Source organism: Acinetobacter sp. Brlt_5 (genome assembly GCF_051949055.1).
GTDB lineage: Bacteria > Pseudomonadota > Gammaproteobacteria > Pseudomonadales > Moraxellaceae > Acinetobacter > Acinetobacter indicus.
In genome coordinates this window covers 22,656-39,319 of record NZ_JAYJLP010000020.1, presented here as the reverse complement: position 1 = coordinate 39,319, position 16,664 = coordinate 22,656, and the positions used below count along the sequence as shown (strand labels likewise).

14 protein-coding genes and 3 tRNA genes are annotated in these 16,664 nt (G+C 46.3%); 8 read left to right on the top strand and 9 right to left on the bottom strand.

Annotated elements, in window-relative coordinates; genetic code table 11:
• Positions 1–40: 40 nt before the first annotated feature.
• The 3 genes from greA to carA form a co-directional block, all read right to left on the bottom strand.
• Positions 41–517 carry a transcription elongation factor GreA gene (greA, locus tag VF685_RS12430; RefSeq protein ID WP_075167191.1) on the bottom strand — a complete coding sequence of 159 codons (477 nt, stop codon included), beginning with the start codon at positions 515–517 and terminating at the stop codon, positions 41–43.
• 92 nt (positions 518–609) lie between these two features.
• Positions 610–3,840, bottom strand: coding sequence for a carbamoyl-phosphate synthase large subunit (gene carB / locus VF685_RS12425; protein WP_016659941.1), 3,231 nt, complete (start codon positions 3,838–3,840; stop codon positions 610–612).
• 14 nt (positions 3,841–3,854) lie between these two features.
• Positions 3,855–4,994 carry a glutamine-hydrolyzing carbamoyl-phosphate synthase small subunit gene (gene carA / locus VF685_RS12420; RefSeq protein ID WP_242911959.1) on the bottom strand — a complete coding sequence of 380 codons (1,140 nt, stop codon included), beginning with the start codon at positions 4,992–4,994 and terminating at the stop codon, positions 3,855–3,857.
• 310 nt (positions 4,995–5,304) lie between these two features.
• On the opposite strand from carA, the gene VF685_RS12415 reads away from it, so the two are divergent.
• Positions 5,305–5,796, top strand: coding sequence for a hypothetical protein (locus tag VF685_RS12415; RefSeq protein ID WP_160243447.1), 492 nt, complete (start codon positions 5,305–5,307; stop codon positions 5,794–5,796).
• 95 nt (positions 5,797–5,891) lie between these two features.
• Here VF685_RS12415 and VF685_RS12410 read toward each other — a convergent pair whose 3' ends face one another.
• Positions 5,892–6,431 (bottom strand): DOMON-like domain-containing protein, encoded by a 540-nt coding sequence (locus tag VF685_RS12410; protein ID WP_075167187.1) that lies wholly within the window; start codon positions 6,429–6,431, stop codon positions 5,892–5,894.
• Between the two features lie 9 nt (positions 6,432–6,440).
• Positions 6,441–6,764 (bottom strand): ribosome assembly RNA-binding protein YhbY, encoded by a 324-nt coding sequence (yhbY, locus tag VF685_RS12405; RefSeq protein WP_005176314.1) that lies wholly within the window; start codon positions 6,762–6,764, stop codon positions 6,441–6,443.
• A 196-nt stretch (positions 6,765–6,960) separates the two neighbouring features.
• Here yhbY and rlmE point away from each other — a divergent pair, with 196 nt between their 5' ends.
• From rlmE to VF685_RS12380, 5 genes are all read left to right on the top strand, one after another.
• Positions 6,961–7,611, top strand: coding sequence for a 23S rRNA (uridine(2552)-2'-O)-methyltransferase RlmE (gene rlmE / locus VF685_RS12400; RefSeq protein ID WP_005176316.1), 651 nt, complete (start codon positions 6,961–6,963; stop codon positions 7,609–7,611).
• Between the two features lie 134 nt (positions 7,612–7,745).
• Complete coding sequence (gene ftsH / locus VF685_RS12395; RefSeq protein ID WP_160241524.1) at positions 7,746–9,635, top strand: ATP-dependent zinc metalloprotease FtsH; 1,890 nt, start codon at positions 7,746–7,748, stop codon at positions 9,633–9,635.
• A gap of 259 nt (positions 9,636–9,894) precedes the next feature.
• On the top strand, positions 9,895–10,548 hold the full coding sequence (locus VF685_RS12390; RefSeq protein WP_016659947.1) for a YitT family protein: 654 nt from the start codon (positions 9,895–9,897) through the stop codon (positions 10,546–10,548).
• 188 nt (positions 10,549–10,736) lie between these two features.
• Positions 10,737–11,588, top strand: coding sequence for a dihydropteroate synthase (gene folP / locus VF685_RS12385; RefSeq protein ID WP_160243446.1), 852 nt, complete (start codon positions 10,737–10,739; stop codon positions 11,586–11,588).
• A gap of 126 nt (positions 11,589–11,714) precedes the next feature.
• Positions 11,715–12,029 carry a DUF5713 family protein gene (locus tag VF685_RS12380; protein WP_045796482.1) on the top strand — a complete coding sequence of 105 codons (315 nt, stop codon included), beginning with the start codon at positions 11,715–11,717 and terminating at the stop codon, positions 12,027–12,029.
• 363 nt (positions 12,030–12,392) lie between these two features.
• On the opposite strand, the gene VF685_RS12375 is transcribed toward VF685_RS12380, so the two are convergent.
• A tRNA-Leu gene (locus tag VF685_RS12375) sits at positions 12,393–12,478 on the bottom strand.
• Between the two features lie 199 nt (positions 12,479–12,677).
• Between VF685_RS12375 and VF685_RS12370 the strand changes: the two genes are divergently transcribed.
• Positions 12,678–14,447 carry an alkaline phosphatase D family protein gene (locus VF685_RS12370; RefSeq protein WP_242911960.1) on the top strand — a complete coding sequence of 590 codons (1,770 nt, stop codon included), beginning with the start codon at positions 12,678–12,680 and terminating at the stop codon, positions 14,445–14,447.
• 39 nt (positions 14,448–14,486) lie between these two features.
• On the opposite strand, the gene VF685_RS12365 is transcribed toward VF685_RS12370, so the two are convergent.
• The 3 genes from VF685_RS12365 to VF685_RS12355 all read right to left on the bottom strand — a co-directional run bounded on the left by VF685_RS12365 (position 14,487) and on the right by VF685_RS12355 (position 15,483).
• Entirely contained in the window at positions 14,487–15,218 is a 732-nt protein-coding gene (locus VF685_RS12365) for a hypothetical protein (RefSeq protein WP_180191903.1), read from the bottom strand.
• A gap of 91 nt (positions 15,219–15,309) precedes the next feature.
• Positions 15,310–15,395: transfer RNA gene (locus VF685_RS12360), tRNA-Leu, on the bottom strand.
• 14 nt (positions 15,396–15,409) lie between these two features.
• A tRNA-Cys gene (locus tag VF685_RS12355) sits at positions 15,410–15,483 on the bottom strand.
• A gap of 153 nt (positions 15,484–15,636) precedes the next feature.
• Between VF685_RS12355 and folD the strand changes: the two genes are divergently transcribed.
• Positions 15,637–16,485 (top strand): bifunctional methylenetetrahydrofolate dehydrogenase/methenyltetrahydrofolate cyclohydrolase FolD, encoded by an 849-nt coding sequence (gene folD, locus VF685_RS12350; RefSeq protein ID WP_005176331.1) that lies wholly within the window; start codon positions 15,637–15,639, stop codon positions 16,483–16,485.
• Positions 16,486–16,664 lie beyond the last annotated feature (179 nt).

The following is a 16,664-nucleotide window of genomic DNA, read 5'->3' as shown; positions in this document are numbered from 1 at the left end:
CCTCAAACGAGGGGCTTAGGCAATCTGGGCATTGAATTGATTAGATATATTCAACACTTACGATTTCGTATTCTACTTCACCTTGCGGGGTGACAATTTTTACGTCATCGCCTTCATTTTTGCCCAACAGGCCACGCGCGATTGGAGAGTTCACAGAAATCTTGTTAATTTTGAAATCTGCTTCGTCATCACCGACGATCTTGTAGGTTTTTTGCTCTTCAGTATCCAGGTTTTCAATCGTTACTGTAACACCAAAGACCACACGGCCATTTTGCTCTAATTCTTTCACATCAATAACCTGAGCCGCGCCCAGTTTACCTTCGATGTCTTGAATACGGCCTTCGCAAAAACCTTGCTGCTCGCGGGCCGCATGATATTCTGCATTTTCTTTTAAGTCACCGTGTTCACGTGCTTCTGCAATCGCAGCAGTAATACGTGGGCGTTCAACAGTTTTTAACTGGTGTAATTCTTTCTCTAAGGCGACTTTGCCTTCAGGAGTCATAGGATAACGTTGCATTGTTGTCCCTCAAGTTGAATATTAGAAAAATACAGCTCTATAAATGAAAAAAAGCCCGCCACCGAGAGGTGACGGGACTTCTCGGTAGACAATTAACCTTTGCTTAAATCTTGCAAACGATAAACATCCATCGGCAATTTAATGGCTAACGCTTGGCATACCGCATCGGCACCATTCAGGGTAGTCGTATGATAGACCTTACCTTGCAGGGCAGAACGGCGGATTGAGAATGAATCCTGCTGCGCTTGTTTGCCTTCAGTGGTATTGATAATGAGGTGAATTTCGCCATTTTTCAAGCGGTCCACAATATTTGGACGACCTTCAGTTACTTTATTCACACGTTCACATTCAATTCCTGCGGCTTTGATCACATCATAAGTACCGCCGGTAGCGATAATTTTGAAGCCAAAGTCTGCAAGCTGTTTGGCAATACCTGCTGCACGTGGTTTATCAGAATCACGTACTGAAATGAATGCATGCTTGATTTCGCCTTCGGTTGGCAAACCTGGTAAGCGTTCATTCGAGCCTAACACAGCTTTGTAGAATGCTTCACCAAAAGTTTTACCCACACCCATTACTTCGCCTGTAGATTTCATTTCAGGGCCAAGGATTGGGTCAACACCCGGGAACTTGTTGAATGGGAACACCGCTTCTTTAACAGAGAAGTGCTCAGGAATAATCTCGGTTGTGAAGCCTTGTGACTCCAGAGATTGACCCGCCATACAACGTGCAGCAATTTTCGCTAATGATTCACCGATACACTTAGATACGAACGGCACGGTACGAGAAGCACGTGGGTTCACTTCCAGAATGTAAACGTCATCACCTTTTACCGCGAACTGTACGTTCATTAAACCGATAACGCCCAGCTCTTTGGCCATCGCTACGGTTTGACGACGCATTTCGTCCTGTACTTCGTTTGATAACGAGTAAGGTGGAATCGAACATGCAGAGTCACCTGAGTGAATACCCGCCTGTTCAATGTGCTGCATGATCCCGCCGATCACCACATCTTTACCGTCAGATACGCAGTCTACGTCAACTTCAATCGCATCATCCAGGAAGCGGTCAAGAAGAACAGGGGCATCATTCGACGCCTGAACGGCATCACGTAAGTAACGCTTCAATTCTTCTTCGTTGTACACGATTTCCATCGCACGGCCACCTAGTACGTATGATGGACGTACCACCAGTGGATAGCCCACTTTCGCCGCTTCAGCAATACCTTCTTCAGCAGATTTTACGATGCTGTTGTTTGGTTGACGCAGTTGCAGACGTTGAATCATTTGCTGGAAACGTTCACGGTCTTCGGCACGGTCAATCGCATCTGGAGATGTACCAATGATTGGTGCACCAGCCTCTTCTAACGCACGCGCCAGTTTCAGCGGTGTTTGACCACCGTACTGTACGATAATGCCTTTAGGCTTCTCGGTACGCACGATTTCAAGCACATCTTCCAAAGTAATTGGTTCGAAGTACAGACGATCTGAGGTGTCATAGTCAGTAGAAACCGTTTCAGGGTTACAGTTCACCATGATGGTTTCATAACCGTCTTCACGCATCGCAAGCGCCGCGTGTACACAGCAGTAATCGAATTCGATACCCTGACCAATACGGTTAGGACCACCACCGATGACCATGATCTTGTCTTTCGCAGATGGATTCGATTCACATTCTTCATCGTAAGTTGAATACATATAAGCGGTATCAGATTCGAATTCTGCCGCACATGTATCCACACGTTTGTAAACCGGAGTCACGCCCAGGTTCCAGCGGTGTTTACGGAATTGTTTTTGTGAAATACCCATCAGGTTGGCGATACGCAGATCCGATAAACCTTTGCGTTTGAACGCACGGATATTGTCTGCGTTTAAGTCGCCGAAACCTAAAGTTTTGATCTGGTTTTCAGTATTGATGATGTCTTCAATCTGAATCAGGAACCAGCGGTCAATTTTGGTCGCTTCAAATACTTCATCTAAAGTGAAGCCATGACGGAAGGCATCCGCTACGTACCAGATACGCTCTGGGCCTGGAACTTTAAGTTCTTGCAGGATTTTCTCGCGCGCACCTTCAGTACCCACTTCGATTTTTTCATCAAAACCAGAAGCACCGACTTCTAGACCACGAAGGGCTTTGTTGACAGATTCCTGGAAGTTACGGCCAATTGCCATTACTTCACCCACAGATTTCATCTGAGTCGTCAGTGTTGCATCTGCTTGCGGGAATTTTTCGAAGTTAAAACGTGGAACCTTGGTTACAACGTAGTCAATTGATGGCTCGAACGATGCTGGAGTCGTACCGCCAGTGATGTCGTTTTTCAGCTCATCCAGGGTATAACCCACTGCCAGTTTCGCTGCGATTTTCGCAATCGGGAAACCTGTTGCTTTAGACGCAAGGGCAGATGAACGCGATACACGCGGGTTCATTTCAATGATAACCATACGGCCATCTTTCGGGTTAATACCGAACTGAACGTTAGAACCACCGGTTTCTACACCAATTTCACGCAGTACCGCTAAAGACGCGTTACGCATGAGTTGATATTCTTTGTCGGTCAATGTTTGTGCCGGAGCAACTGTGATGGAGTCACCAGTATGCACGCCCATTGGGTCAAAGTTTTCGATTGAACAGACGATAATACAGTTGTCGTTTTTGTCACGAACAACTTCCATCTCGTATTCTTTCCAGCCAATGAGTGATTCATCAATCAATAACTGGTGAGTCGGAGACAGGTCGAAACCACGTTCACAGATTTCAAGGAATTCTTCGCGGTTGTACGCGATACCGCCACCAGAACCACCCATGGTGAATGATGGACGAATAATCACAGGGAAACCGAAGCGCGCCTGAATGTCCAGCGCTTCTTCCATAGATTCCGCAATCGCAGCTTTTGGACATTCCAGACCAATTTTACGCATTGCTTCGTCAAACAGTTTACGGTCTTCTGCTTTTTCAATCGCTTCTTTAGTCGCGCCAATCAGCTCAACATTGTATTTTTCTAAAATACCGTTGGCATCCAGAGCAAGGGCACAGTTCAGTGCAGTCTGGCCGCCCATGGTTGGTAAAACTGCATCTGGACGTTCTTTTTCAATGATCGCTGCAACGGTTTGCCAGGTGATTGGCTCGATATAGGTTGCATCCGCCATTGCCGGGTCAGTCATAATCGTCGCCGGGTTCGAGTTCACCAGAATGACGCGGTAACCTTCTTCACGCAGCGCTTTGCAGGCTTGAGCACCCGAGTAGTCAAACTCACAGGCCTGACCGATAACAATAGGACCAGCACCAATAATTAAGATGCTTTTAATATCCGTACGCTTTGGCATTATTTGCTCCTTAATTACTTCTTAGCTGCTTCAAGAAGTTCGATGAAATGATCGAACAGTGGGGCACAGTCGTGTGGACCTGGGCTGGCTTCAGGGTGACCCTGGAAGCTGAATGCCGGCTTGTCTGTACGGTGGATACCCTGGTTAGTACCATCGAACAGAGAACGGTGGGTAACACGCAAGACTGCTGGCAGGTTGCTTTCATCCACTGCGAAGCCGTGGTTTTGCGAGGTAATCATCACTGTACCATCTTCGATGTTTTGTACAGGATGGTTGGCACCGTGGTGACCGTGCGCCATTTTCATGGTTTTTGCGCCAGAAGCCAGAGCAAGAATCTGGTGACCTAAACAGATACCAAACACAGGGAGATTGGTGGTTTCAACAATAGTTTTTACAGCCTCAATTGCATAATCACAAGCAGCTGGGTCGCCAGGGCCGTTCGACAGGAACACGCCATCTGGATTTAACGCAAGTACGTCAGCAGCAGGGGTCTGTGCAGGCACAACGGTCAGTTTACAGCCGCGGTCTGCCAGCATACGCAGGATGTTGGTTTTGACACCGTAGTCGTATGCAACCACATGGAATTTAAGTTCAGGTTGAGTAAAGCCTTTGCCAAGTTCCCATGAGCCTTCGGTCCATTCAAAACCGTTCGGGTCACAGCATTCTTTTGCAAGGTCTAAACCGTTTAAGCCGCCAAATGCACGTGCTTTTGCAATTGCTTCTTCTTCAGTGATATTTTCACCAGCCAGAATACAACCGTTTTGCGCACCTTTTGCACGTAAAATACGAGTCAGTTTACGCGTGTCGATATCGGCAATGGCAACCACATTGTGTTGCTTCAGGTAATCCTCTAAAGACTGTGTAGAACGGAAGTTGCTATGCAATAAAGGCAAATCACGAATGATTAATCCGTTGGCCCATACTTTATGAATACGACCAGATTCTGCGTCTTCTTCATTACAACCTGTGTTACCAATATGCGGGTAAGTTAAAGTCACAAGTTGCTGTGCATAACTCGGGTCAGTCAAAATTTCTTGATAGCCAGTCATGGCAGTGTTAAAAACGACTTCACCAGTCGTACTACCCGATGCACCGATTGACGTTCCTTTGAAGATCGTACCGTCGGCAAGGGCTAAAATGGCGGGGGTGCTCAAACCAAAGCTCCTGAAATTTAGGCTGTAAAAAAGCGAGTAGACGAAAAAAAAGGAAGGCTACTATACAACCTACCCTCCTCACATCTGCTCGCTTGAACTTAACAGCGCATTATACGCACCAACTCTGAAAAAGTCCACGTTATTGAAGCGGAATATCCAATAAAAAAGTATTCTTTTGGTGCAAAAGCATGTTTGTCACGCAATGTCACAGAAATGTAAGCATTTAATAATTGTCTAACAAATCAAAACTTAAATTTTATCTGTTTCTACTATACTGTGGTCTTTCATAATAACAGGCGGGTGAACGGCAATGACAGCAGAACAAAAACAGCCAGCGGCTAAAAACTCCTTAAAAGACGTGGTGGCAGAAGGCACTGAAAAGCTTGAACAGGCAGCGCAAGAGGCCAAGCAGCAGGTTACTGAAGCAGTCGGGGAGACCCAGGAAAAACTGCAGACCGAAGCGAAAAAATTTAATGGCAGCGTGCAGGAGCAGCTCAGTCAGCTCAAGAAGGAGCTACTGCAGAAAATTGAATCGCTCAAGGGGCATTTTGGCAGCTCACAAAAAGATCTTGGTGAACTGAAAGAGTTTGTGAAAACCGAGTTTAATGCGGTGATTGAAGATTTGAATAAAATTGGCAAAGAGCTTAAAGCCGATGTCAGCCAGATTTCAGTCAAGCATAAAGACCAGTTAACCGAAACCTTCAAGCGCTCCAAAGAACATACCTTGGAAACCTGGAAAAAAGTTGTACCAGCAAAAGAGGCGGCACCTGCTTCTGAAACCGACACCACCCTTAAAAGCTAAGGCGTGTTGTAGCGGGTGCGTGCGATGCAGGCAATAAAAAAGTGAGGTCATGTGCCTCACTTTTTTTATACTGCGTTTTAGTTCAGACATAATGCCTAGAACTGATGCAGCCAATCGCGCTTGTTATGAAAATCGGCCTGTGGGCTGCTGTGCTGCATGGCGTAATAGTGTTCACCTTCAGAAGTGTTTAACACGGCAGTTAAACCAATGAACAGATCCGACCACTTTAATTTATGCTTGGCCATGAATTCGCCCAAGTCCAGACTGACATTCAGTCCATAATGGGTGCGTTTCAGCTGGTTAAGCTCAATATCATAGGCGGCTTGCGGCGGCATATCTTCCGGATAGCGATATTCCTCAAACTGATAGGCCTGCCAGGCTTGAGATGGAGAAAGATTAATTTCACGATAAAAATCTTCCCCATGAACCCCAATAAACACTTCAAAACAGGTGTTCTGCCAGAGAAAATCCTGACGCGGATGCGCAGACACCAGATCGGGCCACTGCACATACTGGTTCGGATCACGCAGCCAGTAACCAATATTCAGGTTAAACGGGCTTTGCTGCTCAATCGCCCCGACCAGGGAGATGGCCTGAAAACGGCGATCAAAAGCACTCAGTTCATAACTTGCCATAAGGAAAAATTATTTTGCCAGATGTGCGTGACGAACCAGGTTCGATAATTTTGGATTTTGCGGTTTGGCTTTTTTATACAGCAGGGCAATTTTACCAATGGTCTGTACCACTTCTGCACCAGTCGCTTCTGCAATTGCCTCAATTACAGCTGCACGTGCTTCACGGTCTTCACCGCCAATTTTCACTTTAATCAGTTCGTGGTCGTTTAACGCACGCGTGGTTTCTTCAATGACATTTTCAGTAAGCCCTTGTCCGCCAATCATCACAACCGGATTGAGTGCATGACCGATTTGACGTAAACGCTTGCGTTCCTGAATAGATAAAGCCGCCATAAAAATAACCTGATTTTAAAAACGGCTTAGTATAGCAAATCCCAATTTGAAACGCTGTAAAATCTGCGCAAATAATCGATGCAAATAATAGAAAAAATCACACCCTCTACGTCCATTTAACTACACATCTGTACTGCAAGCGCGGCAATTTTCACGTACAATTATAAATTAGAAGGTTTTTAATATTTAGAGAGTTATGGCAACACGCATTACCAACCAGAAATTATCCAAAAGTAGTCGTGCGTGGATGAGAGAGCACCTGGATGACCCTTTCGTGAAAAAAGCCCAGAAGGAAGGTTATCGTGCGCGTGCTGCGTATAAACTGCTAGAGATTCAGGAAAAATATAAAATTATCAAACCCGGCATGACGGTGGTCGATCTGGGTGCTGCGCCCGGCAGCTGGTCGCAAATTGCCGGCAAACTGGTCGGTGACAAAGGGCTGGTGATTGCATCGGATATTTTGCCTATGGATGCCTTACCAGATGTGACCTTCCTGCAAGGTGACTTCCGTGAGGAAGAAGTTTTTGAAAAATTGTTAAATATTTTAAATGGCCGGACTGTAGACGTTGTAATTTCCGATATGGCCCCCAATACATCAGGTAATAGAGCGGTAGATCAGCCACGACAAATCTATTTATGTGAACTGGCTTTGGACTTTGCGCAAAAAGTGCTGGGGCCAAACGGACAGTTTGTTGTGAAGGTGTTCCAGGGTTCTGGCTTCGATGAATTTCGCAAACAGGTCGTCGACAGCTTCGATGTATTAAAGACTGCAAAACCGGCAGCTTCTCGTGCACGTTCGAAAGAAGTGTTTTTGATCGGACAGGGCCGGAAGAAGGCATTCAAATAAAGTTTACTTGCCAAGCCGTTAAAAATTGTGCATTTTGTACGTTTTTAAGAGTTTTGTAGGCTGATCTTCAGCTTTAACATTAAGGTCACCCTGTAAAGGGCATGATCAAATTAGATTGATATGGGAATAAAGCTTTGAGCGATCTCTTCAAGAATGCCGTATTGTGGCTAATTATACTTGGTGTACTGATTCTGATTTTCAGTAACATCAATGGCAGTGATAAGCCAACGTCAATGAACTATTCCGAGTTCGTTGCGGCGGTGGATGCTGGTCAAATTAAAAAAGTTACAATTGATGGCGAAAGAATTAGTGGTGAAAAAGCCAATGGCTCACCATTTGAAAGTATTCGTCCGGCGGTTCAAGATCCTGAACTCATGCCGAGCCTCATTGAAAACAACGTTGTTGTTGAAGGTACTGCACCTCAACGTCAAGGTTTGTTGATGCAACTACTCATTGCTAGTTTCCCTGTACTTTTAATCATTTTGTTATTCATGTTCTTTATGCGCAACATGGGTGGCGGTGCAGGTGGTAAAAACGGCCCAATGAGCTTTGGTAAGTCCAAAGCGAAAATGCTGTCTGAAGACCAGATTAAAGTAACCTTTGCCGATGTTGCAGGTTGTGATGAAGCCAAACAGGAAGTGGTTGAAATTGTCGACTTCCTGAAAGATCCGGCCAAATTTAAACGTTTGGGGGCAACCATTCCGAAAGGCGTGTTAATGGTTGGTCCTCCGGGTACCGGTAAAACTTTGCTGGCAAAAGCCATTGCTGGCGAAGCTAAAGTGCCATTCTTCAGTATTTCAGGTTCTGACTTCGTAGAAATGTTCGTGGGTGTGGGCGCCTCTCGTGTCCGTGACATGTTCGAGCAGGCGAAACGCCACGCGCCATGTATTATCTTTATTGACGAGATTGATGCGGTCGGTCGTCACCGTGGTTCAGGTACCGGTGGTGGTCACGATGAGCGTGAGCAGACCTTAAACCAGATGCTGGTCGAAATGGACGGTTTTGAAGGCAACGAAGGTATTATCGTCATTGCCGCAACCAACCGTGCCGATGTACTGGATAAAGCTTTATTACGTCCAGGTCGTTTTGACCGTCAGGTGATGGTGGGCTTACCCGATATTAAAGGTCGTGAGCAAATCTTGAATGTTCACCTGAAAAAATTGCCTTCAACCACAGGTGTGGATGTAAAAGTCCTTGCACGTGGTACACCGGGCTTCTCGGGTGCACAGTTGGCCAACTTGGTGAACGAAGCGGCGCTATTTGCTGCACGTCGTAACAAGAACACGGTCGACATGCATGACTTTGAAGATGCCAAAGACAAGCTGTACATGGGTCCTGAACGTAAATCGATGGTGATTCGTGAAGAAGAACGTCGTGCGACGGCTTATCATGAAGCAGGCCATGCCATTGTGGCAGAAATGCTGCCGGGTACGGATCCTGTGCATAAAGTCACGATTATGCCGCGCGGTTGGGCGCTGGGTGTAACCTGGCAGTTGCCTGAGTTTGACCAGACCAGCCATTACAAAGACAAGATGCTGAAAGAAATTTCAATCCTGTTTGGTGGTCGTATTGCTGAAGAAATTTTCATTAATCAGCAGTCTACCGGTGCATCGAACGACTTTGAGCGTGCAACCAAAATGGCACGTGCCATGGTGACCAAATACGGTATGTCGGACAAACTAGGCGTGATGGTTTATGAAGATGATTCACAGCAATCCTTCATGGGCAGCCTGGGTAGCCGGACCATTTCTGAAGCGACACAGCTGGAAGTGGACCGTGAAGTGCGCCGCATTCTGGATGAGCAATATAAAGTGGCCTGGGATATCCTGGAAAACAACAAAGAGATTGCCCATGCCATGGTAAAAGCGCTGATGGATTGGGAAACCATTGATCGTGAGCAGATTCGTGACATTATGGAAGGCCGTGAACCACAGCCACCAAAAGTATATGTTGCAGAAAATCCGGTGATTGATGTAACCCCAAGCAATGGTCCAAGCACACCGCCACCATTGCCAGCCAACTAAGAATATTTTAAGAAAACCACCTTCGGGTGGTTTTTTTATGCATGAAATTTGCATGTATTTATCGGTACCTGACCCAATTGGTTAGATGAAAGGTCTATGCAAGCCATAAACCCGGACAGGAGAAAAGACAACAATTAAAGATTGTAGAAATTTTTATCCTTTGTCATATTAAAAACGCAATAAAAATACCACGTGCCACAAGCACACACATGCTATTCACCACAGACCATAAGTACAGGGTGAACAGGGGATTCTCAACATGAATAACCAATCTAATCCAAGCGCGTTAAAAGCTGCGCCTCTACCATCGATGCATCCGCTTAAACATAGTTATATGGATGACAGCCTAGCACTGTTCTCAGGAACGCTGTTTGTCGGAATTACCCTGATTCTGTATGAACAGGCAGGTCTGCTGACCGGCAGTACCGCAGGGATTGCTTTTGTGCTGCACTATGCAACTGGCTGGTCGTTTAGTTTGCTGTATTTTCTGATTAATCTGCCGTTTTACTGGTTTGCGTGGCGCAGGTTGGGCAAAAGCTTCACACTAAAAACCTTTATTTGTGTGGCCTTACTTTCTTTATTGACCTATATTGTGCCGCAATATCTGGACATTCATTATTTGCATCCACTTTTTGCCGCGATTGCTGGCGGCTTAATGCTGGGAACCGGTATTCTGTTTTTGGCCCGGCATCAATCGAGTTTGGGTGGCGCCACCATCTTGTCGCTGTATTTGCAAGATAAAGCTGGCATCAGTGCCGGTAAGGTACAAATGGCCATTGATTGTGTGGTCGTTGCATTGGCTTTTGGGGTGATGCCATATCAGCAGGTGTTGTGGTCTATCTTGGCAGCGGTGATTATGGGTATCTTTTTGGCCCTCAATCATCGGCCGGGGCGTTATCAGGGTCAGTCATAATCTCCTGTCTTTAATAGGGGATCTATCAGCTGTTTTGTCGGACGAAAAAAATGATCCCTTTTGTGAAATTAAGGCGACCGTGCAAGCTGCTGCAATATGCAAATAAGCCGCAGTTTGCTATCTAAGGCTTTACTTTATTGAATTATCCATAAGACAATATTTGCCTTATTGTGAATGAGGATAAAAACATGCAGCTGATGCCATTACCGCAGCGTCAATGGAGCTTTGGAGCTTTAACTTTGGATCTGTCTCAGCCGCATGTGATGGGAATCTTGAATGTAACCCCGGACTCGTTTAGTGACGGGGGGCAGCACAATGAAAAAGAGCAGGCGATTGCCCGTGCCAAACAGATGATTGCTGAAGGTGCTACCGTCATTGATGTGGGGGGTGAATCGACCCGTCCCGGTGCAGCGGTGGTGGAAATTGAGGAAGAAATCCGCCGGGTGGTGCCTGTGGTCGAGGAGCTGGCCAAACTAAATGTGGTGATTTCAATTGATACTTCACAGCCGGAAGTGATTCGTGCGGCAGTAGCGGCCGGTGCACATATCTGGAATGATGTGCGGGCTTTAACCCGTCCTCAGGCGCTGGAAACCGCAGCTGAATTAAATATTCCGGTGATCATCATGCATATGCGCGGTGAGCCAACCACCATGAATAATCTGGATCAATATGAAGATGTCACTACAGATGTTATTCGTGAACTCTCGCAACGGGTTCAGGATGCACTGGATGCCGGGGTCAAGGCTGAAAACATTATGATTGATCCGGGCTTTGGTTTTGCCAAAAATGCCCAGCAAAATCTGCAATTGCTAAATGAGTTCCATAAACTGACTGACATGGGTTATCCAATTTTATCTGCCTTGTCGCGTAAACGTTTTATTGGCAGTGTGCTGGATGCCGCAGAGCCACAGCAACGTGCAGTTGGTTCAGCTACTGCGCATTTGCTGAGTATTCAGCAGGGTGCCTGTATGGTGCGCGCGCATGATGTGAAAGCTACCGCCGATGCCATTAAAATCTGGCAGGCGATGCAATTGGCTTAAGGGCTGCTCTATACCAGCCTGCTTTATATCATATAGGTATTCAAATCTCGCTCAGTTTGGCTTTTCAGGGGCTTTGTGCTATATAGCCTGTCTTGAATTTGACCTTTTGTAGTTTTGAGTGCCTGTATGTTTACAGATTTACTTCTCCCCATGTTTGACGATGACTATTATCCCGATATTCTGGTCGCTGAAATCAAACAGTCCATTGAACAGTTTGCGAAAAAAGTCGCCAAGCCGAATTTGTCCGAGGCTGACATTTATCACTTCGCGCATGAAACGGTAAACGTCATCAACAAGATGAAACCACAATTTGAAGATCTGGATTCATCACTGGATGATACTGCGGCAGATTATATTGCCGAAGCGATGATGATGGTGCTGCAAGATGCCGGCTATTTCGAGCTGGAAATGGAAGAACTGGTATCGAATCGAGAGTGGTAAGCCGCTCTCTTTTTTTATAATGGGGTGATCTGGGTTTGAGATGATTCTATCGCTCAATCTTACAGGGTGTACAGTAAATAGCAGCTCTGTTTCGGATATGCTTTAGTCCTCTCATCTACCTGCACGACCTACTCAGTGTGTTACTCTGCTGTACGGGCGTTTCTTGATCATATTAAATGCTTGATTCATCGGCGGCATAAATGCTTGAAAAACAGCTTGGCAAGGTGAGTAGGGTGACCTGATATTTCATTCTTCTTTTTATATTTCTTCTCTTTCTATTCAATCTGTTTTTATTAAATTTTTGGCATAAAAAACCAGCTTGACGCTGGGTAATTTATTGCACCATTTTAAGATCTATTAAAATGGTGCCCGAGGCCAGACTCGAACTGGCACGCTTTGAGGGCGGGGGATTTTAAATCCCCTGTGTCTACCGATTTCACCACTCGGGCATGTGCGCAATAATAGAGGAGGATGGAAAACTTGGCAAGTAAATTTGCTTACAATTGCTTTCTTTTCAAGCAAATCATTGTATTAGCCTAAACTCTCGGCAGGGAAGGAAACGACTGTCATCATTTTTTCATCAAAATGAGATCAAAGCTAAACCTCGGTTTTCTAAGGTAGTGCAAATAAAAACAACAGGAAAACCGTATGACAACGCACATGAACCGTCGCGAACTGATTCAAAAAACCATTGCAGGTTTTGGGGCACTGTCTTTGCCACTCAGCTTAACTGCCTGTGGCGATGATGATCCAGAGCATTCATCTCCTGATGCGCCACAAATACAATTTTTACATGGTGTGGCCAGTGGTGACCCATTGGCAGACCGGGTGATTCTATGGACCCGTCTTAGCCCCGAAGATACGGCCATGCATCTGGAAGTACAATGGGAAATCGCGACCGATCAGGCGTTTCAGCACATTGTAAATACGGGCAAAGTGCTAACCACACAGGCGCAGGACTTTACCGTCAAAGTTGATGCAGACGGTTTGCAAGCCAATCAGACCTATTTCTACCGTTTCCGCTATGGCGCGCAAAGCTCACCGGTAGGCCAGACCAAAACCTTGCCGCTTGATACTGCTGCTGTAAAGTTTGCGGTCTGTTCCTGCTCCAACTATCCGGCCGGTTATTTCCATGTCTATAAGGAAATGGCCAAGGAAAATCTGGATGTGGTCATCCATCTGGGTGATTATATTTATGAATATGGCGCCGATGGTTATGCCACTGAAGATGCGGAAAAACTGGGACGTACCTTGGCCGCAGATAACAATCAGGAAATTATCCGTTTAGATGATTATCGCAAGCGTTATGCCTTATATCGTGGGGATACCGACTTACAGGCGGTGCATCAGCGCCATCCGTTTATTGTAATCTGGGATGACCACGAGCTAACCAATGACACCTGGATGGAAGGGGCGGAGAATCATCAGGACAACGAAGGTGATTTCTTTGCACGCAAGTTGGCTGCATTGCAGGCCTATTTTGAGTGGATGCCAATTCGTCCGGTCTCTGAAAATGACCATCTGAATATTTACCGCCAGTTCAATTTCGGTCAGCTGGTGCAGTTGAATATGCTGGATACGCGGGTACTAGCACGTCACAAGCAGCTGGATTATGCTCATTATTTAACCGCGACCGGTCTGGATGCCGCCCGATTTAGCGCAGATTTAACCGACAGTAACCGTACCTTGCTTGGCCGTACTCAGTTTACCTGGTTGGCGCAGCAGCTGACCCAATCTCAGGCCATCTGGAATGTGCTGGGGCAACAGGTGCTGATGGCGAAAATGCTGATTCCGGCGGAAATCTTGCAGGTGCTCGGGCAAATCACCAGTGGTCAGGCAACCGTAGAGACCTTGGCCAATGTCGAGCGGATGCTGGTAGAACTGGTGACGCTAAAAAGCCGTTATTTACAGGGCGATCCCACTTTAACCGCACAGGAAAAAGCCCGTATTCTGACCGTGGTGCCATATAACCTGGATGCCTGGGATGGCTATGCTTACGAGCGTGAAGCACTGTATAGCATATTGGGTCAACTGGGTAAAAAAGTGGTGGTGCTGGCGGGCGATACTCATAATGCCTGGTCTGCACAGCTGTATGATGCCCAGCAGAACTTTGTCGGGGTGGAGCTGGCCACCAGTTCGGTGTCCTCTCCGGGGATGGAAAAATATCTGCAGATTCCGGCGGCCAAGCTGTACGAATTTGAATTTGCCTTTAATACCCTGATTGATGAGCTGAGTTATTGCAACCTGAATCAGCGAGGTTATCTGACCGTCAGCTTTACGGCAGATGAGATGCTGGCCGAGTGGAAATTCGTGAACACGGTCAAAGCAGCAGATTATCAACTGGATGATGCGCGTTATCACCGTCTGCAATACACGCCGGCTCTGGTGGAAATTAAAGACCTGCCGGCCAGTGCTTAAACCCTGTTTCTATAAAAAACCGGGATTGTCCCGGTTTTTTTATTGGCTGATTTCGTTGAGATAACTGTCCAGATCAATAAATTTAATCTGCTGCGCAAACTTGTGTTCAACCTGTATGATTTGCTGATGCAGATTGGCATATTTCATCCGCTGTACCGCCAGGTCTGCATAGCGTGCCGAACTTTTGGGATAAAAGTACATTTTTAGGTGGGTATTACGAAGCTGACGATATGACCAGTACGCTGCACGGCGAATCTGCTGCAAACAGTATTGCTGTTCTGGTGTAGCCTCATGACGAAACAGGTTTTCTTTATAAAAACGTACAAAGCCAAAACTCAGGGCAAAAAAGAACAGTATCCCTTGCAATAGCACGCTTTGCCAGTAATAGACATTTAGCGCCTGCACTAAAATCACGATCGCCAGTTTGATTGGGGTATGGCGGAGCATGCGATATAAGGCCGCTGCACTGTGTTTGAGTTGATAAATCACATAGGGTGTCGTGAGCATCAACAGCAACATGAGCGCTAAAATTGCCATACTTTTGCTTTGTGCGGCATCAAACTGTGGCAAGTGCTGCTGAATCACATCTGCAAGGACCATCGACAGCGGAATAAAAATCAGCAGGGCCAGCACCCAGGGGAGGATTTCTTTCCACTCATCCAGCATGCCTTTGATTTTTATTGCGCCATACAGCAGAAAATTGCGTTTAAATGCAGCCGGATGGTGTTGTTGTAGCTGTTGTAGAAAAAGCAGGGGCTGTTGTGGGGTCATGGACAGGGTCAACGCAGAAGCTAAATTGCAGGCATAAAAAAACCAGCTTGACGCTGGATTCTTTACTGCACCATTTTAAGATCTGTTAAAATGGTGCCCGAGGCCAGACTCGAACTGGCACGCTTTGAGGGCGGGGGATTTTAAATCCCCTGTGTCTACCGATTTCACCACTCGGGCATTTTTACCAAGATTGGAGGCGGAGGTCGGAATCGAACCGGCGTCCACGGAGTTGCAGTCCGCTGCATGACCACTCTGCCACCCCGCCACGTCTTGGTGATGCACATATTAGCAAGCTCTGGAAAAAAAACAATACTATAAATCGCGCATATGCACATAAATTCGGCATATGAAAGAAAATTGCCTAAATTATCATGTATTATTTGCAAAATTGATTCCTATCAACATTTGGAGATGTGCCGTGGCATTAGTTTTGGATGGTCGTGCATTAGCAAAGCAAATTGAAGCTGACTTGTTAACACGCGTAGAAGCATTAAAGGCGAAAACAGGTCGTACCCCAATTCTGGCGACTATTTTGGTAGGTGACGACGGTGCATCTGCAACTTATGTACGTATGAAAGGGAATGCCTGCCGCCGTGTCGGTATGGACTCTTTAAAAATCGAGCTTCCACAGGAAACCACCACTGAGCAGTTACTGGCTGAAATTGAAAAACTCAATGCCAATCCTGATGTACACGGTATCCTGTTACAGCATCCGGTACCGGCACAAATTGATGAGCGTGCCTGCTTCGATGCCATTTCACTTGAAAAAGATGTCGATGGTGTGACTTGTTTGGGTTATGGTCGTATGGCGATGGGTGAAGCGGCCTATGGTTCGGCAACACCAGCGGGCATCATGACTATTCTGAAAGAAAACAACATCGAAATCGCGGGTAAACATGCAGTGGTGGTTGGTCGTTCGGCTATTCTGGGTAAACCAATGTCGGCGATGCTGCTAGAAGCCAATGCAACTGTAACCACCTGTCACTCACGCACACAAAACCTGGCTGAATTCGTGAAGCAGGCAGACATTATTGTGGGCGCAGTTGGTAAAGCTGAACTGATTCAGAAAGACTGGATTAAGCCAGGTGCAGTGGTCGTTGATGCGGGCTTCCACCCACGTGAAGGCGGCGGTGTTGGTGATATCCAACTCGTTGGTATCGAAGACATCGCTTCTGCTTACACACCAGTGCCAGGTGGTGTTGGTCCGATGACGATTACAACCTTGATTCGTCAAACCGTAGAAGCGGCTGAGAAGGCTTTGGGTTAATAAATTGACCTCTCCCTGACCCTCTCTTGCGCTTCGATTTAAAAGCAGTGCTTTAAATCTTGCTCAGGAGAGGGAAAATTCATTGTAAAAATAATGGATACTCCTTCTCTTGCGCCGTATACGGCTCAGGGAGAAGGTTGGGATGAGGGTAAAACCTCTAACATCAGATTTTTGCTGAA

Coding starts and splice junctions, on each gene's coding strand:
- greA (WP_075167191.1), bottom strand. CDS start 517: ATGCAACGTTATCCTATGACTCCTGAAGGCAAAGTCGCCTTAGAGAAA.
- carB (WP_016659941.1), bottom strand. CDS start 3,840: ATGCCAAAGCGTACGGATATTAAAAGCATCTTAATTATTGGTGCTGGT.
- VF685_RS12415 (WP_160243447.1), top strand. CDS start 5,305: ATGACAGCAGAACAAAAACAGCCAGCGGCTAAAAACTCCTTAAAAGAC.
- VF685_RS12410 (WP_075167187.1), bottom strand. CDS start 6,431: ATGGCAAGTTATGAACTGAGTGCTTTTGATCGCCGTTTTCAGGCCATC.
- yhbY (WP_005176314.1), bottom strand. CDS start 6,764: ATGGCGGCTTTATCTATTCAGGAACGCAAGCGTTTACGTCAAATCGGT.
- rlmE (WP_005176316.1), top strand. CDS start 6,961: ATGGCAACACGCATTACCAACCAGAAATTATCCAAAAGTAGTCGTGCG.
- VF685_RS12390 (WP_016659947.1), top strand. CDS start 9,895: ATGAATAACCAATCTAATCCAAGCGCGTTAAAAGCTGCGCCTCTACCA.
- folP (WP_160243446.1), top strand. CDS start 10,737: ATGCAGCTGATGCCATTACCGCAGCGTCAATGGAGCTTTGGAGCTTTA.
- VF685_RS12380 (WP_045796482.1), top strand. CDS start 11,715: ATGTTTACAGATTTACTTCTCCCCATGTTTGACGATGACTATTATCCC.
- VF685_RS12370 (WP_242911960.1), top strand. CDS start 12,678: ATGACAACGCACATGAACCGTCGCGAACTGATTCAAAAAACCATTGCA.
- VF685_RS12365 (WP_180191903.1), bottom strand. CDS start 15,218: ATGACCCCACAACAGCCCCTGCTTTTTCTACAACAGCTACAACAACAC.